This is a genomic window from Sneathiella glossodoripedis JCM 23214, assembly GCF_000616095.1.
Classification (GTDB): Bacteria; Pseudomonadota; Alphaproteobacteria; order Sneathiellales; family Sneathiellaceae; genus Sneathiella; species Sneathiella glossodoripedis.
Genome location: NZ_BAMS01000006.1, coordinates 68,054 through 89,868 on the forward strand (window position 1 = coordinate 68,054; position 21,815 = coordinate 89,868).

Annotated in this window: 17 protein-coding genes and 2 pseudogenes; 9 read left to right on the forward strand and 10 right to left on the reverse strand. The window is 46.4% G+C overall.

What is annotated here, in order from left to right; all coding sequences use genetic code 11:
- Positions 1-31: 31 nt before the first annotated feature.
- Genes JCM23214_RS16915 through JCM23214_RS24990 form a run of 3 tightly spaced genes read right to left on the reverse strand, consistent with a single transcriptional unit; the run spans position 32 to position 3,272 of the window.
- Positions 32-439, reverse strand: coding sequence for a tellurite resistance TerB family protein (locus JCM23214_RS16915; RefSeq protein ID WP_025899977.1), 408 nt, complete (start codon positions 437-439; stop codon positions 32-34).
- Positions 440-483: 44 nt separating this feature from the next.
- The gene (locus JCM23214_RS21530) at positions 484-2,799 is read right to left on the reverse strand and encodes an ATP-dependent DNA helicase (protein ID WP_199899697.1); all 2,316 of its coding nucleotides are present in this window, start codon (positions 2,797-2,799) and stop codon (positions 484-486) included.
- Positions 2,778-3,272, reverse strand: a complete 495-nt coding sequence (locus JCM23214_RS24990) for a hypothetical protein (RefSeq protein ID WP_199899698.1) — start codon at positions 3,270-3,272, stop codon at positions 2,778-2,780. Before JCM23214_RS24990 ends, JCM23214_RS21530 begins: the two co-directional genes overlap by 22 nt.
- Positions 3,273-3,359: 87 nt before the next feature.
- Here JCM23214_RS24990 and JCM23214_RS16925 point away from each other — a divergent pair, with 87 nt between their 5' ends.
- Positions 3,360-4,952 carry a lysine--tRNA ligase gene (locus tag JCM23214_RS16925; protein ID WP_025899978.1) on the forward strand — a complete coding sequence of 531 codons (1,593 nt, stop codon included), beginning with the start codon at positions 3,360-3,362 and terminating at the stop codon, positions 4,950-4,952.
- Positions 4,953-5,015: 63 nt separating this feature from the next.
- Here the strand turns inward: JCM23214_RS16925 and JCM23214_RS16930 are convergent, their stop codons facing one another.
- Entirely contained in the window at positions 5,016-5,861 is an 846-nt protein-coding gene (locus JCM23214_RS16930; protein WP_025899979.1) for a branched-chain amino acid aminotransferase, read from the reverse strand.
- Between the two features lie 169 nt (positions 5,862-6,030).
- Here JCM23214_RS16930 and JCM23214_RS16935 point away from each other — a divergent pair, with 169 nt between their 5' ends.
- The gene (locus JCM23214_RS16935) at positions 6,031-6,378 is read left to right on the forward strand and encodes a DUF952 domain-containing protein (protein ID WP_084264911.1); all 348 of its coding nucleotides are present in this window, start codon (positions 6,031-6,033) and stop codon (positions 6,376-6,378) included.
- Positions 6,378-7,445, forward strand: a complete 1,068-nt coding sequence (locus JCM23214_RS16940; RefSeq protein ID WP_025899981.1) for a quinone-dependent dihydroorotate dehydrogenase — start codon at positions 6,378-6,380, stop codon at positions 7,443-7,445. Before JCM23214_RS16935 ends, JCM23214_RS16940 begins: the two co-directional genes overlap by 1 nt.
- On the opposite strand, the pseudogene JCM23214_RS21535 reads toward JCM23214_RS16940, so the two are convergent.
- Positions 7,442-7,989: pseudogene (locus tag JCM23214_RS21535) on the reverse strand (cupin domain-containing protein). The gene JCM23214_RS16940 and the pseudogene JCM23214_RS21535 sit on opposite strands and share 4 nt — an antisense overlap.
- 157 nt (positions 7,990-8,146) lie before the next feature.
- Between JCM23214_RS21535 and aptA the strand changes: the two are divergent.
- Both aptA and ald read left to right on the forward strand, forming a co-directional pair.
- Positions 8,147-9,465, forward strand: a pseudogene (gene aptA, locus JCM23214_RS21540) (omega-aminotransferase AptA).
- Positions 9,466-9,490: 25 nt separating this feature from the next.
- Positions 9,491-10,609 (forward strand): alanine dehydrogenase, encoded by a 1,119-nt coding sequence (ald, locus tag JCM23214_RS16955; RefSeq protein ID WP_025899982.1) that lies wholly within the window; start codon positions 9,491-9,493, stop codon positions 10,607-10,609.
- 19 nt (positions 10,610-10,628) lie between these two features.
- Here ald and JCM23214_RS16960 read toward each other — a convergent pair whose 3' ends face one another.
- A complete protein-coding gene (locus JCM23214_RS16960) occupies positions 10,629-11,525 on the reverse strand; it encodes an NAD(P)H-dependent flavin oxidoreductase (protein WP_025899983.1) in 897 nt (298 codons plus the stop codon).
- A gap of 100 nt (positions 11,526-11,625) precedes the next feature.
- Here JCM23214_RS16960 and JCM23214_RS16965 point away from each other — a divergent pair, with 100 nt between their 5' ends.
- The 4 genes from JCM23214_RS16965 (at position 11,626) to JCM23214_RS16980 (ending at position 18,034) form a co-directional block, all read left to right on the forward strand.
- Positions 11,626-12,486, forward strand: a complete 861-nt coding sequence (locus JCM23214_RS16965) for a LysR substrate-binding domain-containing protein (protein WP_051548231.1) — start codon at positions 11,626-11,628, stop codon at positions 12,484-12,486.
- A 105-nt stretch (positions 12,487-12,591) separates the two neighbouring features.
- Entirely contained in the window at positions 12,592-13,779 is a 1,188-nt protein-coding gene (locus JCM23214_RS16970; RefSeq protein WP_025899985.1) for an ABC transporter substrate-binding protein, read from the forward strand.
- 110 nt (positions 13,780-13,889) lie between these two features.
- Positions 13,890-16,898 carry an ATP-binding protein gene (locus JCM23214_RS22855; protein ID WP_159104382.1) on the forward strand — a complete coding sequence of 1,003 codons (3,009 nt, stop codon included), beginning with the start codon at positions 13,890-13,892 and terminating at the stop codon, positions 16,896-16,898.
- 113 nt (positions 16,899-17,011) lie between these two features.
- A complete protein-coding gene (locus JCM23214_RS16980; RefSeq protein WP_025899987.1) occupies positions 17,012-18,034 on the forward strand; it encodes a Fe(3+) ABC transporter substrate-binding protein in 1,023 nt (340 codons plus the stop codon).
- A gap of 49 nt (positions 18,035-18,083) precedes the next feature.
- Here JCM23214_RS16980 and lipP1 read toward each other — a convergent pair whose 3' ends face one another.
- From lipP1 to JCM23214_RS17000, 4 genes are all read right to left on the reverse strand, one after another.
- The gene (lipP1, locus tag JCM23214_RS16985) at positions 18,084-19,019 is read right to left on the reverse strand and encodes a LipP1 family hormone-sensitive lipase (protein ID WP_025899988.1); all 936 of its coding nucleotides are present in this window, start codon (positions 19,017-19,019) and stop codon (positions 18,084-18,086) included.
- Positions 19,016-19,624: a 2-hydroxychromene-2-carboxylate isomerase gene (locus JCM23214_RS16990; protein WP_025899989.1), complete on the reverse strand. Its 609-nt coding sequence runs from the start codon at positions 19,622-19,624 to the stop codon at positions 19,016-19,018. Before JCM23214_RS16990 ends, lipP1 begins: the two co-directional genes overlap by 4 nt.
- 69 nt (positions 19,625-19,693) lie before the next feature.
- Complete coding sequence (locus JCM23214_RS16995; protein ID WP_084264913.1) at positions 19,694-20,341, reverse strand: response regulator transcription factor; 648 nt, start codon at positions 20,339-20,341, stop codon at positions 19,694-19,696.
- Between the two features lie 79 nt (positions 20,342-20,420).
- Entirely contained in the window at positions 20,421-21,755 is a 1,335-nt protein-coding gene (locus JCM23214_RS17000; RefSeq protein ID WP_051548232.1) for a deoxyguanosinetriphosphate triphosphohydrolase, read from the reverse strand.
- Between the last annotated feature and the right edge of the window lie 60 nt (positions 21,756-21,815).

Sequence of the window (21,815 nt, forward strand, 5' to 3'; positions counted from 1 at the left end):
GCTATTTCAATATTAAGCTTTTGATGTTCTGTTACAGGCGGGCATAACGTGTTGCTGCGCCACGCTCAATCGCTGCAGCGGTCAGACGATCTACGCCGAGGCCGTGACGCAGGAGCTCCAGAATACGCAGCTCTTCCTGACTGAGTTGACCATCACATACTGCAACATCACACGCGAGCGCATACGCTGTGTCATACAGTTTTCGTGGAAGAACAGCCTTGATTTTGGAAATGATGGCACTCAATTCGGAGTTTCCAGCAAACAAATCCATACTGTTGTTGGCGTCTCCGGTTAGGTGGTCCTGATTGTAGTCATCAAAAATAGGGAGGGTTTTGATAATTTCCCCGATCGTTTTGAATTCACTGTCGGTCATATTGCCATCTGATGCAGATACCATAACCATGGTCGAAATCAGTGCAGTATGAAGAGTAAGTGACATATCTGGTGTTCTCCGTTTATTTAATTCTCTACAGGATATGTGTATCAAGTTCCATTATCCAATGAATTTTTTCCGCTTTCCTGTTCTTTCTGTGCAATGAAGTTACGTGTAAGTGCAATTGCATCCTTAATTCCAACCCGTTCAATCGGAACGTCCGGCGGAAAGGCAGACGTCAATCGTGTTGGTAACATGCTGTCAAGCATAACAAATACGCCATAATCGCTCTCTTTTCTGAGCAGTCGACCAAATGCCTGTTTTAATTTGAGCCGGGTCAGCATGTCATCATAACGGCTCCCCCCAAATACTTTTTTACGCGCCTTGTGCTTAAGGTCCGGGCGTGGCCAGGGAACACGATCAAAGATCAACAACCGAAGAGAGCGCCCGGGCACGTCAACGCCATCCCTTACGGCATCGGTACCTAAGAGAACAGAATTCTCTTCTTCTCTGAAGATGTCGACGAGGGTGCCTGTATCCATCGCATCTTGATGTTGTGCATAAAGGTCGATACCATTTTCCGCCAAGGGAGATACGATATGTTTATACACCTCGCGAAGGCGCCAGATTGCGGTGAAAAGACCCAATCCACCGCCTTTTGAAGCCAGAAACAGCTCCCGATAAGCGCTGGCAACTTCTCGCACGTGATCGCGGCGTACATCTGTCACAACGACTATTCGGGTCTGGCTCCTGAAATCAAATGGAGACGATAGATAGGCCCGGCGTGGCGGCAGGATTAAATGACTTGCACCTGTTCGCAAATCTGCATTTTGCCAGTCATCGTCCGCATCCGATTGGTCCCTTAACGTCGCCGAAGTAATAAGTGCGCCATGTGAGGGTTTTAAGACGACTTCTGAAAATGGTTTGCTAGGGTCGATCCACGCGCGATAATAGCCAAGGTCAACTTCTCTGCCAGCTTGCTTTTCAATTCCGAGCCAGTCGACATAGATATCAGGTGTCGGCTCGGACAAACCTCTTAAAATTGATTGCCACGGAGCCAGCATCATTGTTGTGCGGCGCGATAGGCCCTGTACAGCCGCTTCAATTCGCTGCCTTGTAGAGCTTTCCAGATTTTCCGTATCGTCCTCGAGCCGTTTTACGAGAATTTTAGCGAGCTTCATAAGAGGGGTAACCAGTTCGGAGAGTTTTTTCTCCAGCAGGTGAGCGCTGGTCAGAAGCTCCTCATTGATGTCCTGTGTTGAGCATTCGATGGAATAAGAGCTATCTGGTGATCCGCTTCTTGCCTTTACGGTTTGTCTGACCAGCATCAGAAACTGTTCCATTGGCCCTTTGGGCGTTCCAGTCTCTATTCGTTTCAACCAACCATCAGAGGCAAGAGCGCGGCTGCAATGAAGTGCTTCTTGTAGTGTTTTTTGTCCTTCTTCGTCGTCTCCAATCAAGTCGGAGATGCGTTTCTCCAAACCACGCATGCGGCCAGATCTTGCTGTTTCACTCCCTGATATCCAACGCCGGAGTTCACTTCCTTCCTGTCCTGTCAGATGGACTGAGAAGGCACTGTCAGCCGCATCAAAGAGATGATGCCCCTCATCAAACACATGTCGCTTTGGAAGGTGGGGATCATCGGGGCGTGATGCAGCATTTATCATCATCAAGGCGTGGTTTGCGACGACCAGCTCTGCCTTTCTTGCTTTTCGAGTGGTCTTTTCAATGAAACATTTCTTATAATGACTGCAAGCGGAATAAATACATTCCCCGCGCCTGTCTGCGAGCCGCAATATTCTGTTCGCTCCGACAAGTTCCATCAGCCATCCTGGAAAATCACCCCCCAGATCACCATCTCGAGTTGCGCTAATCCAGCGTGCTACAATTCCAAGTATGATTTTATCCGTTGCTCGAGCGGCACCGCCTTGCAAAGCTTCTTCATAGTTTAGCAGACAAATGTAGTTCTCTCGCCCTTTTCGAACCACCGCTTTGGCTTCTTTCTCGGCGGGGTTTGGGTATAGGCTGTTTAATTCTTCATCGATTTGCCGTTGAAGATTTTTAGTGTAGGTCGAAATCCAGACAGCGGCTCCGTTTTTCTGTGCCCAAAGGCTGGCAGGAGCAATATACCCCAACGTTTTTCCTGTGCCGGTTCCGGCTTCGGCGAGGATTATATTGGGTTTATCTTCCTGATCCCTTGGAATGAATGCACCTGCAGCGGCTGCGGCAAAATCAGATTGCTGAGGTCTTTCTTCTGCATCGATATGGAGTAGTTCGCGCAATCTATGCCGCGCTTCCTGATCGGTTACAGCCTCATCTTCGGGAGGTGGCGAGGGCGCAAAATCTGGCCAATCCTGCAAATCTTTCCAAATGTCCATGCCGCCGAAGGGGCCACCAGTGTCTGTTATGCCCAGTGCAGCAAGCACCGAGGGCCCCAATTCCAACCGCTTCTGGACATTGTCATGGCGATTTGACTGGCGGATTTCAGCTCAGGCCCGTTCAGATAAGTTAGAGCTTCCAGCAATCTGCTCGCGGCTTCAAATAAGGAAAGTGCCTGGTCTTCCAGTGCTGTGGGTGGTTCCAAATCCAATGCTTTTGCAATTCCCCGTACGGTAGGCAAGCACTGTCTTGCTGGAAAAGTGAACGCAAATAGTTCTAAAATATCGAAGGCTGAAAAAGGGTTAATGTCCAGTTTTCGTGCGCAGGCAAGACGATGTGCTAAAAGCGGTGGGGTTTTCGCAACTTTCAGTCGGGCTTGATCAATCGATTCTTCCATGATTTCGCCATCAGCGGTGAGCCATACGCTTTTACCACCAGAAAGCACTAGTACTGGCGCTTGTGGGAGACGAATTTCTCTTCCAGAACCTGTTAATTTTGGATCCAGCGGGTTTTCTGACATATGCAGAGTTAAAATCCTGTGCCTATCGTTGACGACGTCACTTTGTACGCTTAAATTCCGCCGACCACAAATTATGGAGAATGAAACATGTCATCGGATGCAGAAATCGCATTGTCAAGTAACTCCTGGGCGTTTGCCGAGGCGAAGAAGCTTGTGGATCGCTATGCGAAAGAAGCACCGTCAAAGGGATATGTGCTGTTTGAAACCGGATATGGTCCGTCAGGTTTGCCGCATCTTGGCACTTTTGGTGAAGTCGCCAGAACATCCTGGGTTCGTCATGCCTTTTCATTGCTGAGCGATATTCCAACCCGGTTGATTGCGTTTTCTGATGATATGGATGGGCTGAGAAAAGTCCCGGATAATGTCCCTAATCCTGAATTACTGTCAGCGAACCTGGAAAAACCTCTGACCGAAGTTCCTGATCCCTTTGGTACGCATGACAGTTTTGGGGCGCATAACAATGCGCGGCTTGTTGCGTTTCTGGATCAGTTTGGTTTTGACTATGAATTCAAGTCGTCAACAGAAGCCTACAAGTCGGGGGAATTTGACGATACTCTGAAGCTGGTTTTGGAAAAATATGATCAGGTGATCAATGTTATTCTGCCAACATTGGGCCCTGAGCGTAGAGCTACTTATTCACCGTTCCTGCCGATTTGCCCTCGTACTCGCAAAGTTCTTCAGGTTCCGATCATTAAAAGGGATATTGAAAACTTTACTGTGACCTATGTTGACCCCGAAACAGATGAAGAAGTTACCGTGCCGGTCACAGGTGGGCATTGCAAATTGCAATGGAAAGTGGACTGGGCGATGCGCTGGCATGCGCTTGAGGTCGATTACGAAATGGCGGGTAAGGACTTGATCGATAGTGTGACACTGTCGAGCAAAATTGTTCGTATTCTTGGGAAGAAGCCACCGGAAGGTTTCAATTACGAGCTGTTCCTTGACGCTGAGGGTAAGAAAATTTCCAAGTCAAAAGGGAATGGTATCACGATTGAGGAGTGGTTGACTTATGCATCGCCGGAAAGTCTGGCGCTGTATATGTATCAAAATCCTAAGAAAGCGAAACGCTTGCATTTCGATGTGATCCCAAAAGCGGTTGATGAATATTATACCTTCTTGCAAAAATTTCCGACGCTTGAGCCCAAGCAACAGTTTGGAAATCCGGTCTGGCATCTGCATGCGGGAAATCCGCCAGCTGCAAATATGCCGATCTCGTTTGGAATGCTATTGAATCTGGCTGCTGTTGTGAACGCAGACGAGGCATCAGTTCTTTGGGGCTTTATTACGCGCTACGCAGATGGTGCGACTGCAGAAAATAATCCCGAACTGGATCGACTGGTGGGATATGCCATTGCCTACTATCGGGACTTTGTTAAACCAGCGAAAAAATATCGCCTGCCAAATGACCAGGAAAAAGCAGCCATGTCACAGCTGGTTTCGTTGCTGGGTGAAGCTGATCAGGATACTCCTGCGGGTGACCTTCAGAATATGGTGTTTCAGGTTGGTAACGATCAAGGATTTGAAAATCTTAGAGACTGGTTTAAAGCATTGTACGAAACGCTTTTGGGCCAATCACAAGGACCACGAATGGGTTCATTTATTTCCCTGTATGGGGTTGAAGAAACCATCGCACTGATCGAACGCGTTCTGGCGGGTGAAGATTTGGGTGCTGAAAAATAACTCAGTCTAATTTTAAAAAAAAAGGCCGCGAAATTCGCGGCCTTTTTAGTTTCTGAAGTCTGATTAAAATATCTGGCTGGCTTTGGAAAATTCCATATACATGTCCCGTAATTTTCGGGCAACTGGACCTGGTTGGAATTCCTTATCCTCAATTCTGGTAACGGGGAGAACTTTTCCGTAGTTTCCGCTATTGAAGACTTCGTCCGCTGACATGATGTCTTCTTTTTTCAGGAATGTTTCGCTGACTTCGATACCTGCCTCTTTTGCAAGTGCTTTGACGCGTGCACGCGTTATGCCAGCCAGAAAACAGCCAGTTGGTGCGGGCGTAAATGCGACACCGTCTTTGACTGTCCAGATATTCGAAGTTGCAAATTCAGCCACGTTATTATTTGCATCCATCATTATGGCATTGTCAAAGCCCAACGCCCTTGCTTCTGCGATTGCACGGCCGGAATTGGGATATAGGCAAGATGCTTTTGCATCCGTTGGAGCCATGTCACTTGCAGGCCGGCGCAAGCGGGAAAAATGAGCCGTGAAGCCATGCGCTTCGGGCATCGGGCTGTCATAGACAGCCAACACAAATTCGGCGCTGTCTGGATCCGGGTCGATAAATCCGCCACGCGCAAAATACATTGGGCGGATGTAAAGTTCAGATTCTTTGGGAAGTTTTTTGATGGCGGTTTTACAAAGTTCAATTATTTCCCCGCTTTCCAGCGAGGGGTTCATGCCAAGCGCTTTTGCAGATCGTCCGAGGCGCTCACAATGCAAATCCAGATCGGGTACCATTCCCTGAAATGAGCGGGCGCCATCAAATACGGATGACGACATCCAAAAGGCATGATCGCCCGGACCTGTGATCCGCGGACTTTCATCATACCAATCACCGTTATAAAAATAGACACCAGCCATAGTTACTTCCTGAAATTCTGTTTGGGGAACCTGATAATCTTCATTATCAGATATGCTTGTTGCTTAGCAAGTCACGTTAATTACAAATGAGACTAATTTGACTGTTGGCTGTTCATTTGACGCCAGATCAGCTAGGTTGCGCCGTTACGTTAGGAACCGAGGAATATCAATGACGACAATTTTCCATATGGCTGACAAAGATGCCTGGGCAGAAGCTGTTTCCAGAGGAAGCTATCCGGGTACTCCCATGGATCAGGAAGATGGATTTATTCACATGTCCACCGCTGAAACCATCGTGGAAAGTGCCGCAAAGCATAGGAAAGGTGTCACAAATCTGCTGTTGTTGGTAATTGATGCTGAAGAACTTGGTGAAAAATTGGTATGGGAGCCGGCACGCGGAGGAATATTATTTCCTCATCTTTATGAAGATCTTGACCCTGAAAAAGTCCGAAAAGTAGTTCCACTTCCCTTGGGAGATGACGGCCGTCATATATTCCCCGATCTTGGAGAGATTTGATGGGCAAACTATATGGTGCGTTTTCCAAGGCATTATTTTGTCTGGATCCTGAGCGAGCTCATAATTTTTCACTGGCAGCATTAAAGTCAGGTTTCATGCCTTTAAAGGACGCTGAAATTGATCCGGTTCTTCAATCTAATGTCTTTAATCTCGATTTTCCAAATCCGGTAGGGTTATCAGCCGGATATGATAAAAACGGTGCGGTCTTGGATGCCCTTTTGGGGTTGGGGTTTGGCTTTGTTGAAGCGGGCAGTATTACCCCACTTCCACAAGAGGGAAATCCCAGACCCAGGATTTTCAGGCTGACAGAAGATGAGGCGGTCATAAATCGTCTTGGCTTTAACAATAAAGGTCTGGAAGTTGCTGCGAGCAATTTCAAAGCTCCCCGCAGAGCGGGAGTGGTTGGTGCAAATCTTGGTGCGAACAAAGATAGTGACGATCGCATTGCGGATTATGTTTTGGGCCTGAAAACTTTGGCACCTTACGCCAGCTATGTGACTGTGAATATTTCCTCACCCAATACTCCGGGCTTGCGCGCGTTGCAAGGCAAGGGGGAATTGGAAGAGTTGCTGGGACGTTTGATGCAGGCTCGCAGCCAGTTGCCCGATGAAAATGACAGAAGAAAAGCCATTTTGCTCAAAATCGCGCCGGACCTTACAGCCGAGGATAAAAAGGACATTGCTGAAGTCGCGCTGGCGATGAAGCTTGATGGGCTTATTGCCACGAATACGACGATTACACGGCCAGATACATTGACCTCAACCCAAAAAGGAGAGACTGGTGGGTTGAGCGGTGCACCTCTTAAAGCATTGTCGGAGAGAGTGGTCAAAGATATGTATCAGCTAACCGGTGGTGAGATACCAATCATTGGCGTTGGAGGCATTGCGTCAGCGGAAGATGCCTACTCTCGGATAAGAGCGGGTGCATCACTGGTGCAGCTTTATTCAGCAATGGTTTATCACGGACCATTTCTCGCGCACAAAATAGCGTTGGGTCTTGCAGGCTTATTAAAGGCCGATGGCTATAAATCAGTGTCTGAAGCTGTTGGTGTCGACGCTGGTAGTTAAAAACTGGGTGGTGTACAGGCGCTTACGACAACTGCCTCCTCATCACCGATACATCTAAAACGATGCGGTTTGTGGCTTTCGAAATAAAAGGCATCTCCAGCTTTCAAGACTTTACGCTCGGCACCTACAGTGACTTCAAGCTTGCCTTTAACGATGACGCCAGCTTCTTCCCCTTGATGGATAGCATGTTGCGGCCTGTATCAGCGCCAGGTTTATAGGTCTCATGAAGGACCTGCAGACCTTTTCCGGTCAAGTCACGTCCCACCTGTTTATATTCAATTTTACCTTCGGAAATTCTGGCAAGTTCGTCTTCGCTAAAGAATATCTTGCGCCGCGATGAAAAATCATGCGCAAAGAAATCAGACATGGCGATGGGAAATCCGTCCAGCACTTTTTTGAGTGAACCGACAGACGGGCTAGTTCGGTTTTGTTCAATCATCGATATGGTGCCATTTGTAACTCCGGCGCGGGCCGCGAGTTCCCGTTGGGAGTATCCATGTTCCAGACGCAGTGCCCGGAGCCTTTTACCAATGTCAAATTCCATTCTTTCAATCCTGATTCTGACGGAACTGTTTAGAATTTTAAACATAAAAATCAAAATTGAAACCACGAAAGCGCGGAAAACAAGGATTCAATTTTTCACTTGTCGGATTTAATGAACCCGCTAACGTGCGAATTAATAGTCTAACGGGAGTTAATCGATGTCTACATCAGCAGCAAATAATCTTGATGCATTCTGGATGCCGTTTACGGCAAATCGTCAATTTAAATCTAATCCTCGCATGTTGGTGAGTGCAAAAGACATGCATTACATGAACGCCGAAGGCAGAAAATTCTGGATGGGACCGCGGGGCTTTGGTGTTGTAACGCAGGTCACGGCCGCGAAAAAATTGTAGAGGCTGTCAGTAGCCAGATAGGCGAGATGGATTACGCACCTGCATTTCAGATGGGGCATCCAAAGGTTTTTGAACTGGCCGCACGTATTTCAGCCATGATGCCGAACGGTCTTGATCATGTCTTCTTCACCAATTCTGGTTCAGAATCTGTTGATACAGCGCTTAAAATCGCCCTTGCCTATCACCGGGCCAGAGGGGAGGGGACACGCACCCGTTTGATCGGGCGTGAACGCGGATATCATGGTGTTGGTTTTGGCGGGATTTCTGTTGGTGGGATCGTCGCCAACCGTAAGACTTTCGGGTCATTGCTGACCGGCGTTGACCATATGCCGCACACGCATCTGCCGGAGAAAAACGCGTTTACCCGTGGTATCCCCGAATATGGAACAGAACTGGCGGATGAGCTAGAGAGAATTGTGACGTTACATGATGCTTCAACAATTGCGGCGGTAATTGTTGAGCCGGTTGCGGGATCAACAGGTGTGATCTTGCCACCAAAAGGCTATTTGGAACGTCTTCGCAAGATCTGCGACAAACACGGCATTTTATTGATTTTTGATGAGGTGATAACTGGCTTTGGCCGGTTGGGTACAGCATTTGCCACAGATTATTTTGATGTGAAGCCAGACCTGATCACAATGGCGAAAGGGCTAACCAGCGGGACCATACCAATGGGTGGCGTTGTCTGTTCGAAGGATATCTATGATGCCTTTATGACGGGTCCGGAAAACATGATTGAGCTGTTCCATGGCTTTACTTATTCCGGACATCCGGTTGCAGCGGCCGCTGGACTTGCAACCCTTGATGTTTATCAGGAAGAAGGCTTGTTTGAACGGGCAAATGCGTTAGCTCCTTATTGGGAGGATGCGCTGCATTCTCTGAAAGACTGCCCAAATGTAATTGATCTGCGGAATTTGGGGTTGATCGGCGCAATTGAGTTGCAACCCATTGAAGGAAAGCCGACAGCCCGTGCATTTGAAGCATTTCTGAAATGTTACGAGAAAGGTGTCTTGATCAGAACGACCGGCGACATCATTGCTCTGTCTCCGCCATTGATTTGTGAAAAAGAGCATGTGGATCAGATCTTTGACACAATTAGAACTGTACTGAATGAAATCGCCTGAATTGGTGTTTTAAAGGAAATTTGAAATGTTAATAGGTGTACCTGCTGAGATTAAAACCCTTGAATCTCGCATCGGCATGACCCCCGGGGCTGTACGCGAAGCCGTCGCTCATGGTCACAAGGTTGTTGTGCAAAGTAACGGTGGTCTAAAGATCGGCCTGACCAATGATGACTATGTGGCCGCTGGCGCGACCATTGCGGATACCGCAGAGGAAATTTTTGCCACTGCAGATATGATTGTGAAGGTTAAAGAGCCGCAGCCGCAGGAATGCAAGATGTTGCGCGAAGGCCAGCTGCTCTTCACGTATTTGCATCTGGCTCCGGATCCAGTTCAGGCTCAGGGATTGCTGGACTCTGGTTGCACGGCAATTGCGTATGAGACTGTTACAAGTCCCCGCGGAGGCCTTCCGCTGCTTGCACCCATGAGTGAGGTTGCTGGCCGCATGTCAATTCAAGCTGGTGCCCATTGTCTTGAAATGCGTCAGGGCGGTGAAGGTATTTTGCTCGGTGGTGTGCCAGGTGTTCCAGCCGCTAATGTTGTTGTGCTTGGTGGCGGTGTCGTTGGTGTAAATGCTGCGCGGATGGCCATGGGGCTGGGTGCCAATGTAACTGTTCTGGATAAGTCCTTATCTCGTTTGGCAGAGCTGGATGCTTTATATGGTCCAAATCTGAAAACCATTTATTCAAGCAAAGATACCGTTGATGAATATGTAAGCAACGCGGATCTGGTCATTGGTGCTGTTTTGATACCTGGCGCTGCTGCTCCCAAGCTGGTCAAGAAAGACCACTTGAAAAATATGAAAAATGGTGCCGTGGTTGTTGATGTGGCGATTGACCAAGGCGGCTGTTTTGAAACATCGAAGGCAACGACGCATGTTGAACCGACATATATTGTTGACGGTGTGGTTCATTATTGTGTTGCCAATATGCCTGGTGGGGTTGCGCGGACATCCACATTCGCACTGAACAATGCCACCATGCCATTTATGATAGCGCTAGCGAATAAAGGCTTTAAACAGGCGTTGTCTGATGATCCGCACTTGAGAGAAGGTCTTAATGTGCACGCTGGAAAACTTACCAATGCTGCGGTCGCAAGAGACCTCGGCAAAGAGTATATTTCCACCACTGAGGCGATAGCCGCCTGATCGTATTATTGCGCGTCAATCAATAAAGGTCCGCCGACAGATCATTTAATATCTCTGCGGCGGACTTTTTTTCTTTTACATCTCCCACACCTTGCCCTGCATAGAGTTGCACTGTTCTTGCAAAAGCCTCGCTGTCTGAACGGCGGGCTCCTGCAGCTTTGAAATTACGTAAACTGTAGTTTTTCCCTGGTTTAATGACCCGATAGGGAGTTCCAATCGGCCAGCCATAGGAATAAAAATGTCCGTGATGGGTATCATCCACGGTGGCTTCAATCAGACGTTCGCGATAAATTTCATGCGCATTTGACTCGGTAGCAACAATGAAACTGGTTCCGACCCAGACACCAGCTGCGCCCATACCTAGCACTGCCTTTATTTTTGATGGATTTGATAAGCCACCCGCTGCGAGGACCGGTGTAGTGCCAGCAATTTTCAGAACATCGGGCAGTATACTCATTAAGCCGATCTTACTTTTGACATGTCCGCCTGCTTCAATGCCCTGAGCGATAATGGTGTCAGCGCCATCTGATAACGCTTTTTGGGCTTCCGCCAGACTGCCAACCTGAACCATCACACTAATTCCGGCTTCCTTTAGCTTGGGAATTACTGAGCCAAAATCACCCCAGTATAAAGAAACCGCCTTTGGTTTTTCGGAAATTGTGACGTCCAGCTGTGCGTCAAACCCATCAGGCCCACCGCCCGGTGGAACCAGATTGACGGCGAACGGCTTGTCGGTCAAAGCTTTGGTTTGCGCAATCCAGTTCTTTAAATCTTTGGCAGATAGGCGAATGGCACCAAGGTGACCCAAGCCACCAACGTTACTTATGGCTGCCGTCAGCTCCGGCCCAGCGATCCCTCCCATTCCTGCCTGAAAGATCGGGTTTTTTGTCCCATAAAGTGTGTCGAGCTCAGCCATATTCGTAATTCCAATCGTTGATTTTGGAAGTTTAGGGGAATTATTGTATCTTTAAAAATGAATTATAAAGATAATAAATATCATTTTTTGAGATATTAAAATGAATCTGGATTTGAAATCGTTGGAGATTTTCGTGTGTGTCGTGGAAGAGGGAAAAATCTCCAAGGCTGCGAAAAAACTAAATCGGGTGCAATCAAACGTAAGCACTCGCATAAAACAACTTGAAGCGGAGGTCGGAAAGCAGTTGTTTGTTCGCTCTGCTCGCTCGCTCCAACTAACTGCAGAAGGGGGACTGCTTCTTGAGTATGCCAAGCAGATGTTACAGCTTAGAGAACAAGCTTCATTGGCATTGGGTGACGACACACCAAAGGGCATATTACGAGTTGGTGCGATGGAGAGCACTGCAGCAGCACGCCTTCCTTCGATAATACAGACTTTCAGTCATAAATATCCCGACTTGCATGTTGATCTTGTCACAGATACCGCCGCAGGGCTTATTTCACGTCTGGCGGACGGGCGAGTGGAATGTGTTTTTGCGGCGAAATCCGCGGCTGATTTTCGCTTTGCCAGTAAAACAGTATTTCACGAAGAACTTGTTCTGGTAGCGCCTGAGACGATGAGCCATATCAAGGAATATGAAGACCTTGAAAATGTCCCGCTTGTAGCTTTTGAAAAGGGATGTGCTTATCGGGGTTACCTGGAAGATTGGGTGAAGCTTCACCACATTAAACCCAGTACTATTTTGTCTATGAATTCTTATCTTGCCATTATCTCCTGCGTCAGTGCGGGCAGTGGCTTTGCCGTAATACCGCGTTCAGTATTAAACCTTTTTCGGAAAGCCTTTCCTGTTCGCGAACTTGGAACACCTAGTGAGTTCAAAAAGATACCGACATTATTGATGTGGCAGAAGGGGCCGAAGAGCAACAATTTCGCTGCATTTTCCAGAGAATTTCATATTTAGCTAAAAAACTACTTTTATTAACCATTTAATGACGCTTGTATTAGATTATTGTCCAATGGACTTAGGGTGTTGCTCGAGTGAATCCAAGTGCAAAGGAAGTAGTAAGTGAAAAGTTTTGCCAAAATTTCAGTCTGTCTTCTATTAATCTCAGCTTTGTTTTTGTCAAAAGAAGTTGTGGCGGCCAATATTGAAATTGGTTTGAACGCAGACATGTCATCAAGTTCTGCTTTGGCGGGCCGTGCAATCCAAAGAGGCGCCCAAATCGCAATTGATGAAATTAATGAAGGCGGAGGTATACTGGGTCGACAGCTTGAACTTGTCACACGTGACCATCGTGGCAATCCCGCCAGAGGTAAAGATAACATTCTTGAATTGTCGGAACGTGAGAATATTGTTGCTGTCTTGGGCGGATTGCATACACCTGTTGTGCTGGCTGAGTTGGATCTTGTTCATAAGAAAAGGCTGCCATACCTGATCCCCTGGGCGGCTGGAACCCAAATAATACAGAATAACCATTCTCCGAATTTTGTTTTCAGGGTATCTGTTCGGGATGAATATGCGAGCTCGTTTTTGTTGTCAGAAGCAAAAAAACTGGGTTACAAACGGCCGTGCTTGCTGCTTGAAAATACGGGCTGGGGGAGATCCAATAATAATGGTTTTCATAATGCGGCTAGTACAATCAACATGCCAATACCTGCTACCCAATGGTTTAATTGGGGGCAAACAGACTTCCAGGATATTCTCAAGAATTTGGTTTCTGCTAATTGTGACGTCATTATGTTTGTTGGCAATTCCAGAGAAGGCAAGCATATGGTTCAGTCGCTAGCCTCTTTGCCAGTTGCAGATCAACTGCCGATAATTTCTCATTGGGGTATTACTGGCGCAGACTTTGTCAAAGTTGCTGGACCTGATATATCAAAAATCAATCTTGTATTCCTTCAAACATATTCGTTTCTTGAGCCAACCGATCAGCGTTTAGCTGACAAATTCGTCAAGCATTACTTTAAAAGATTTCCGGATACCAAATCCGTCACTGACATTAAAGCACCCGTTGGGAGTGCCCACGCATACGATCTGGTGCATATTCTTGCCACTGCCATCCGTCAGTCAGGATCGCTAGACAGAACTCGCGTGCGTGAAGAGCTTGAAAGAATAGAATTTTATTCAGGACTTGTTCGCAAGTATAAACCGCCATTTACCGAAGATCAGCACGATGCCTTGGACAGCTCGGATTTCAGATTGGCTCGTTTCAATGAAGCTGGTGTTATAATACCTCTTGAAAGCAATCAGTGATGATGCAAGCCACTGGCGAAGATATACAAAAACGCTCTCGATCACTCGCAAGTTATTTAAATTTTCGGGTGATTTTACCGTCGGTCTTTATAATGGTGGCGGTGTCAGTCATGGCCACCTTGTTTATTCAAAAGCAAATGACGGCGGACGTAAAAGAACGTTTAACCAGTCAAGTAAAGCAAAGTGCTGATGTTATGGCTTTGCGTTTGAATTTGTTAGTGGAATCCGTACAAGCGATCGCAGAAAATGATTTGGTTGTAAATGGTGTCATTGACGAGCAAAACCGTCAGGGGTACTTACCGGCATTTTTTAATTCTTTGAGACTTGCAGAGACGCATAGCGGTGCGATTTATCTAACAGATTACAAAGGCCGGGAAATTGCCGGAAGCAAATCAAAGGACATTTATTCACTTCCAAACGTCGAGATTTGGCTGCAACAGGTGATGTCAGGTGAAGTGTATTTTGACTTGCAGCCATATCATCTGGTGATAGCTGTACCAGTTATTTACAATGACCTGCCTGAAGGGGCAGTTGTTGTGTATTATCCGCAAGGTGGGCTCCATGAAATACTGGATTTACCCTCACTTACAACGTTTAAAGCTGTTGTCGGTCGCGATGGAGCTAGTCTCTTTTCTTCAATTCCGGGCATATACGGGTCAGGTTTAAACCAGTCAAACGAAGCTAATGGCGACTGGATATTTGAAACCATTGTAGTTCCAGGATATGAAAATTTGCGTGTTGTTGCAGGAGAGACTGCGAGTAACGCATATGCAATGAGTGAGCAGGCGAAGTTTGTGTTTATACTCACAACTGTCATTTTCATTGTTGTGATGTTGCTTTGTAGCGTCACTTTACTCGGAAAAGTGAGTAGGCCGCTCAAGGCGCTGAGTGCAACTGCCGATGCTATCGGGCGAAAAGGCAAATTAAGTGAGCGCGCTAAATTTGTGGGTGCAAAAGAGTTTCAGGATCTTGCAGCCAGTTTTAATCGCATGCTCGAAAAGGTAGAAAGTTCTTCAAACGACCTTAAGACTGAAATTGAAGAGAGAAAAGAATTAACGCAAAAACTGGAAGACAGTAAGCACAGTTTAATGCGGGCTCAGAAGGTCGCTAACATAGGTTATTGGAAGTTAAATTGGATCACAGGTGAAGAAGAATGGTCGCCTCATCTTAGAAGCATTTATGGGGTGTCAGGTCACGTAAAGCCTAGTTTTAAGCAATTTCAGGCCTGTGTACATGAAGAGGATTTGCCATACGTTCTCAAATCACAAAAAGCGGGCCTGGAAGAAAAGAGACCTTTTTCTACTGAATACAGACTTGTTCATAAAAATGGAAATATTAGGCAGGTAATATGCTACATAGATCCAGAATTGAACGAAGACGGAGAGTTGGTAGCCGTTGCTGGTATCGTCCTCGATGTTACCAACTTACGAAATACGCAAAAAGAACTGAATAGTTCGTTGCAAAAATTACATGAAACCAACATGTCGCTGGAAGCTACTGTAGAGCAGCGGACCAGAGAGTTGCTTGAAGCGAAAGAAAAGGCTGAACAAGCAAGCCAAGCGAAAAGTGAATTTTTAGCATCAATGAGTCATGAAATTCGCACACCTATGACCGGTGTCATAGGTTTTGCTGAAATGCTGCTTGAAGATGAGATGCCTGCTAAAAGCAGGGCCAAAGTTCAACGGATCATAGAAGCGACTAAATCACTTCTCAGCATTATTAATGACATTTTGGATATGTCTAAAATGGATGCTGGCAAGATGGAGCTTGAAAGAATTGACTTCAAGCTACCCAAACTGATCGAGAATGTGGTTTCTCTGTTCGATGAAAAAATTGCTCAGTCAGATGATCTGACAATTGTGACCAGCATTGACACTCGCTTGCCAGAAAAAATTAAATGTGACCCGACAAGGTTGCGGCAAATTTTGGTCAATCTTGTTGGAAACGCAGTTAAGTTTACGGACAAGGGAGAAGTTCGAATCAATGTGAGCTTAAAACAACCGAAAGGTGGTGGCTCTTATTTGAAGTTCCTCGTAGAGGATGAAGGTATCGGCATGGATGAAGAAACCCTGTCCGCTATTTTCACCGAATTTAGTCAGGCTGACGCCTCGATTTCGCGAAAATATCAAGGCACAGGGCTTGGTTTGGCTATTTGTAAAAAGCTGGTTGCATTATGCGGTGGGGAAATCGGTGTGAGTAGCCGCTTGGGTGAGGGGAGTCGTTTCTGGTTTGAAATACCTTTCGAAGAAAGTACTGCAAATGATGACGAGATCATTGAAGAGTTAGCTCCACAGTACGAAGTGAGCCAATCACTTAAAATTCTGATTGCTGAAGACAATCAAGTGAATCAGATGATCATAGCAAATACCGTAGAGGGATTTGGGCATTATTGCGATGTGGTTCCGAACGGCGCGGAAGCAGTCAGGAGATTGAAAGAACAGCCGTACGATTTAATTTTGATGGATGTTCGTATGCCTGAAATGAGTGGGCCGGATGCAACCCGTGTCATTCGCAAGCTTGAAGATCAGGAACGGGCAAATGTCCCAATTATTGCATTGACAGCAGATGCTATGAATTCCCAGCGTCAAGGGTATCTGGATGCTGGCATGAATGATTGTGTCACTAAACCGTTCGAGCGTAGTGATTTAATCGCTGCAATCAATAAAGTAATGGGAAGAGATATTCATCTGCCGTCACAAGAGAGTCAAAAGCCAACGGAAACAAGTAAATCGACTCAAAATATTCTTGAACAGATAGAGGCAATTCCCATCGGTAACGAGGATGAGCTTAATACTTTGAGCCATACACTTGGGTCAGATAAGTTTATGATGATACTGGAAACCGCACTCAGCACCCATAAAGACCAGCTGGTTCAACTCAAACAGTGTGTTGAAGCGGGAGATGCGGGCACAATTCATAATGTTGCTCATTCTATCAAAGGGTCGTCCGGGCTGTTGTTTGGAACGCGCTTAGCTGCATTAGCTGCAGAAATTCAGTCAAATGCTGAAGATATTGAATATGTGAAAGCAATTTTGCCCGCAACAGAAGCGACTTTAAACGAGACACTTGTTTGGTGGGAAAGTAAAAGCATAACGCCGTCAGCCAAGATCCTTCATTAAATTACAATATTCTTATTTGCGATTGATTGTGATGTTTAGTTGCAATTTTTTGTGATCATGATTATAAGCAAGTTAGTTTTAATAATCATTCGCAATCTCAGAAGGAATAAATTATGCGTTTGGCTAAGATTCTGGTTACTGCTGCCGCTGTTGTAACTGCCCTAAGCTCTCCGTCATTTGCAAAAGCGGACGAAGTCAATCTCTATTCCTACCGACAGGAAAAGTTAATTCGTCCTATTTTGGATGAGTTTGAAAAAGACACAGGCGTTAAGGTGAATGTTGTGTTTGCTAAGAAAGGAATGCTGGAGCGCTTGAAGTCAGAGGGCATGAACAGCCCAGCTGATGCGATCCTGACTGTTGATATTAGCCGCCTTGCTGAACATAAAGAGGCAGGCGTATTGCAGGCAATTTCTTCCGAAGAGTTAAATTCAAACATTCCTGCGCAATATCGGGATCCTGAAGGTTTCTGGTATGGCCTCACTGTTCGCAGCCGGGTTGTTTACTATGCGAAAGATCGAGTGAACGCAACTGACCTGACTACATATGAAGATCTGGCTGATCCAAAGTGGAAAGGCAAGATTTGTATTCGTTCTTCCTCAAATGTGTATAACCAGTCAATGCTCGCCGCTATGGTTGCGCATTTGGGTGAGAAGCAGGCCGAAGAGTGGGCGGCCGGTATCGCTGCAAATATGGCGCGTAAACCGCAAGGTGGCGATCGCGATCAAATTAAGGCTGCGGCCGCAGGTGAATGTGATATCGCAATCGGCAACACATATTACTACGGTAAAATGCAGACTTCTAAAGATGCAGAACAGAAGTCAGCAGCAGAGAAAGTTGCGATATTCTGGCCAAACCAGGATGGGCGTGGTGCTCATGTCAATATTTCCGGTGCCGCGGTTACTAAAGCCGCGAAAAATAAGGAAAATGCGATTAAGCTGATTGAGTTCCTTTCAAGCGACAAAGCACAACAATTCTATGCATCTTCAAATTTTGAATATCCGGTAAAACCAGGTATTGAAATTGATGGAACTGTTGCTGCTTGGGGTAAACCAAAATTCGATGCTATTGGCCTTGACAAAGTTGCTGATAAGCAAGCAGATGCGGTAAAGATTTTTGACCGTGTTGGCTGGCGCTAAGCAAGACCACAAGATCATAATCAGACGGGCGCCAATGGCGCCCGTTTTTTTATCTGAGTGCGTTATTTAAGTGGGTGACCCCTTCTGAAATTGCTGCTTTGGCTTTGTCTATTGCGCCGCCCAGATTAATGAACCCGTGGATCATGCCAGCGTAATCTGTATAGGTTACGGAAGCGCCTGCTTCTTGAAGCTTCATGGCAAAAGCTTTCCCTTCGTCTTTCAATGGATCGTATTGCGCGGTTTGTATCAAACTGCCCGGCATGTTGGACAATTCGGGGTATAGCAATGGGGAAGCTCGCCAGTCATCACGATCCGATGGGGACCTTAAATAGTGGTTTTGGAACCAGTTCATCAGACTGGTCGTCAAAAAATAACCTTCGCCGCAATCCTGATGGGATGGTGTCGTCATATGCATGTTCGTTGCTGGATAGATAAGCCATTGAAAATCGGGCAAGGTAAATTGGTCTTCGAGTGCCATCAGTGAGACGACAGCACTCAGGTTTCCCCCAGCACTGTCACCGGCGACCGCTACTTTGGATGGGCCACCACCAAATTTACCAGCATTGGCTCTGGCCCATTTATAGGCCGAAAATGAGTCCTGTGGGGCAGCAGGAAAAGGTGCTTCTGGCCCCATACGGTAGTCAACAGAGATAACTAGAAAATTTCCTTCGTTACTGATCTGTCTGCACAGGCTGTCATGGCTGTTTCGACTGCCAATAACCCACCCACCCCCGTGGTAGAAAACAATAACCGGAATATTTTGATCACCTGAAACCGGGGAATAGATCCGTAAAGGAATAGTGCCATTAGGACCCTCTATCTCCAGATCCTCTGTCTTCCCGATTGGAATATCTTTTAAACAAAGCTTCTGAGCACGCTCTTCATAAGTGCGTTTCGCTTCTTGAGCTGTCATTTCCTCAAGCGGAGGGACTTTTGCCTCAATTGCGATATCCAATACCCATTTTGCTTGCGGGTCCAGTGTCATGAATTTGCCTCGCCAATGAGTTTTTTCTCTACAAAATCAAGGCGATCCTGACCCCAGAATATTTCGTCATCGATCACATAGCTGGGGGCTCCAAATACGCCTTTGTCGACCGCTTCTTGCGAATATGATTTGAAGAGGGTCGAATATTTTTCAGCTTTAGCCTGATCAAGTAATTCCTGACCCTTGAAGCCGTATTGGTCCGCAATTTCAATAAGAGTGTCTGAATTTGAAATATCCTGCTCGTCTTTCCAGACTGCCTGCAGAAACCTCTCACCAAGTCCCAAAGCGTCAAGATTGTTTTCCGCTGCTGCCAGACACATGTAGGAAGCCAAGCCAGCATCTACGGGAAAGTATTTGGGCTCCAAGTTTAAGGGAATATTGAGTTCGGCCTTCCATCGCTTGAGTTCCATAAAGCGATACCTTTGTCTTTCGGGTGCGCGTTTTGCAAGAGGAAGGCCACCTGTCGCGGGGAAAATCAACCCAAAATCCACAGGTTTAAAGTTAATTTGCGCATTGTGCCGGCTGGCAATATCGCAAAGTCTTCTGTGGCCGAGATAGGTCCAGGGGGACGATAGGCCAGCATAATAGTCAATAATTTTTAGCATGGTGCTTCCTTTTGCTTTTTAAGCCATATTGGCAAGCTTTCTTGTGGATGTCCACGCAGCAGTTGGGGCTTATTGATTAAACAAATCGTGAGCCATCAGAGTAGCTTGTGTTCTGTTTTTAACTGACAGCCGTTTATATAAAGATGTCGCGTGTACTTTCACGGTACCTTCTGACAATCCCATTTTTTCGGCAATTTCGCGATTACTTAATCCTACAGAGATTAATTGCCAGATTTGCCGTTGTTTGGGGGTAAGGTTTCTGATCTTGTCAGAACCGCCGATCGGTTCGTTGCTGGTGCTGTTTTTGTGTTTGCGGAAAGCAGACGTTATCAATTCGAACAATTTAACGTGACTACTCACAGGTGCTGTTTTTTCAATAACACCATCAAGCCCGTTTTCTTTTATCTGAGCCACATCTGCTGGCTCATCAACGCTGATGATCACTGGGCTGCCGCCGCTCATTCGGCGGAGTTTCGTCAAGGTTTGTGAGCTTTTGTCGGGAAGGGTGTTGCTGCCAACGACAACCAGATCATAGCCTGACTTCTTAAGCGAGCTTTGAAGTTGGTCGTAGGTATCACAGTGAAGGACTTCGCAATCGGCGGAGCAGGCTTCATTCAATGCGAATTCTATTCCATCTCTAAATAAAACATGCGCATCTGTCACGATAACAAGCATGTTAAAATCCCCCAATGCTGGCACCGCCAAATTCGATGACATAATATGGTGTAATGCACCTTATGAGGGTAACCCAAACTGTGATGCGAGTATAGGTTTTTTTCTGTTACCTCAAGACCTGTTAAGTATAACCGCGTAAATCATTAAATTGCCGAACGGCAAATGAGTCTGTCATACCGGAAACAAAATCAGTAATATCAAGCAACCATTCATAAAGGGGCTTGGACTGCTGGCGCTGATTGCCAAATAAATTCATGACCACTTTTGAGCGCGGGGAAGGCGAGGTCCCATTTCTCAAATACTGTTCCCACTCGGAATTAGCGATGAAGAAGGCATCAAGCATTGTATTGAGAATTTCTGATCCTCTTAACTCCGCCTGAATCCTTTCACGATGATTGAAAATGCGACTTTTACAGAGGTTTTCGACCTCTTTAAAGATTGAAGCGTTCATGGAATAGCTGAGCAGATCTTTCTTGAAAGTACCGGCTAGAATTTCCCCTTCAAAATCTGCGAAAATTGAGGAAACCTCACCGATAAGATGCCCAATGCATTTAGCGCGGAGATACGAAATTTTCTCAGAATTATCGGTGATTTCGCCGTAACGGTGAGGGGCTTCAGCCAACAGGCGCAGCATTAGATCTTCTGTTTCATCAAATTCCAGTCGACCAAGCTTGTAGCCATCTTCGATATCTACAACCGAATAACAAATATCATCGGCAGCTTCTACCAGATAGGTCAAAGGGTGCCGGCACCAATATGTTTCAGTTCCACGACGGATAAGGCCAAGTTCTTCTGCTATTTCTTCAAACTCGGGTATTTCCGACTGCATAATACCAAATTTTTTACCGGCCTGATCATCCTCAATTTGGCCGCTGATTATTGAAGTTCTAGGGTATTTCATAAAGGTGCCAAGAGTTGCGTAAGTGAGGCGAAGACCACCGTCGTGGCGCCAGTTTTGCAACTTGGTTAAAACACGAAATCCTTGCGCATTTCCTTCAAAATTCAGGAAGTCCATTTTTTGCGGAGGGGAGAGTTCATCAAGTTGCCCCTGCGCATTGGGTTTGACGTTGAACCAGTGACGAATTGTATCCTCGCCAAAATGGCCAAAAGGCGGGTTTCCTATATCATGTGCCAGGCAGGCAGCAGATACGATATGTCCAAATTCAGCGGCCGTGTAATCACTATTTTTAAGATGTCGGTCGATCACAACCTGTCCTGCGTTGGCGCCCAAGGATCGCCCAACTGAAGCAACTTCCATCGAATGGGTAAGACGCGTTCTAACATAATCGCTTTCGGACATCGAATGGACCTGAGTTTTATCCTGCAGCCGGCGAAAAGCGCTGGAGAAGACAATTCTGTCCTGATCTTTGTGAAAAGGGCTTCGGGAAGCGGAAACTGGGTCGTTGAGCTGCTGGCCATATCGTTTGCTTGACAGCAGCTTGTACCAATCCATCATTTATCCATATTCCTTTTCGATGAGTTGTCTGATTTGATATGTGCGTTGTATCGGATCTTA

Bases quoted from the DNA above. Each gene is read 5' to 3' on its own strand.
- JCM23214_RS16915 (WP_025899977.1), bottom strand. From the start codon at position 439: ATGTCACTTACTCTTCATACTGCACTGATTTCGACCATGGTTATGGTA.
- JCM23214_RS24990 (WP_199899698.1), bottom strand. From the start codon at position 3,272: ATGTCAGAAAACCCGCTGGATCCAAAATTAACAGGTTCTGGAAGAGAA.
- JCM23214_RS16925 (WP_025899978.1), top strand. From the start codon at position 3,360: ATGTCATCGGATGCAGAAATCGCATTGTCAAGTAACTCCTGGGCGTTT.
- JCM23214_RS16930 (WP_025899979.1), bottom strand. From the start codon at position 5,861: ATGGCTGGTGTCTATTTTTATAACGGTGATTGGTATGATGAAAGTCCG.
- JCM23214_RS16935 (WP_084264911.1), top strand. From the start codon at position 6,031: ATGACGACAATTTTCCATATGGCTGACAAAGATGCCTGGGCAGAAGCT.
- JCM23214_RS16940 (WP_025899981.1), top strand. From the start codon at position 6,378: ATGGGCAAACTATATGGTGCGTTTTCCAAGGCATTATTTTGTCTGGAT.
- ald (WP_025899982.1), top strand. From the start codon at position 9,491: ATGTTAATAGGTGTACCTGCTGAGATTAAAACCCTTGAATCTCGCATC.
- JCM23214_RS16960 (WP_025899983.1), bottom strand. From the start codon at position 11,525: ATGGCTGAGCTCGACACACTTTATGGGACAAAAAACCCGATCTTTCAG.
- JCM23214_RS16965 (WP_051548231.1), top strand. From the start codon at position 11,626: ATGAATCTGGATTTGAAATCGTTGGAGATTTTCGTGTGTGTCGTGGAA.
- JCM23214_RS22855 (WP_159104382.1), top strand. From the start codon at position 13,890: ATGGCCACCTTGTTTATTCAAAAGCAAATGACGGCGGACGTAAAAGAA.
- JCM23214_RS16980 (WP_025899987.1), top strand. From the start codon at position 17,012: ATGCGTTTGGCTAAGATTCTGGTTACTGCTGCCGCTGTTGTAACTGCC.
- lipP1 (WP_025899988.1), bottom strand. From the start codon at position 19,019: ATGACACTGGACCCGCAAGCAAAATGGGTATTGGATATCGCAATTGAG.
- JCM23214_RS16990 (WP_025899989.1), bottom strand. From the start codon at position 19,624: ATGCTAAAAATTATTGACTATTATGCTGGCCTATCGTCCCCCTGGACC.
- JCM23214_RS16995 (WP_084264913.1), bottom strand. From the start codon at position 20,341: ATGTCATCGAATTTGGCGGTGCCAGCATTGGGGGATTTTAACATGCTT.
- JCM23214_RS17000 (WP_051548232.1), bottom strand. From the start codon at position 21,755: ATGATGGATTGGTACAAGCTGCTGTCAAGCAAACGATATGGCCAGCAG.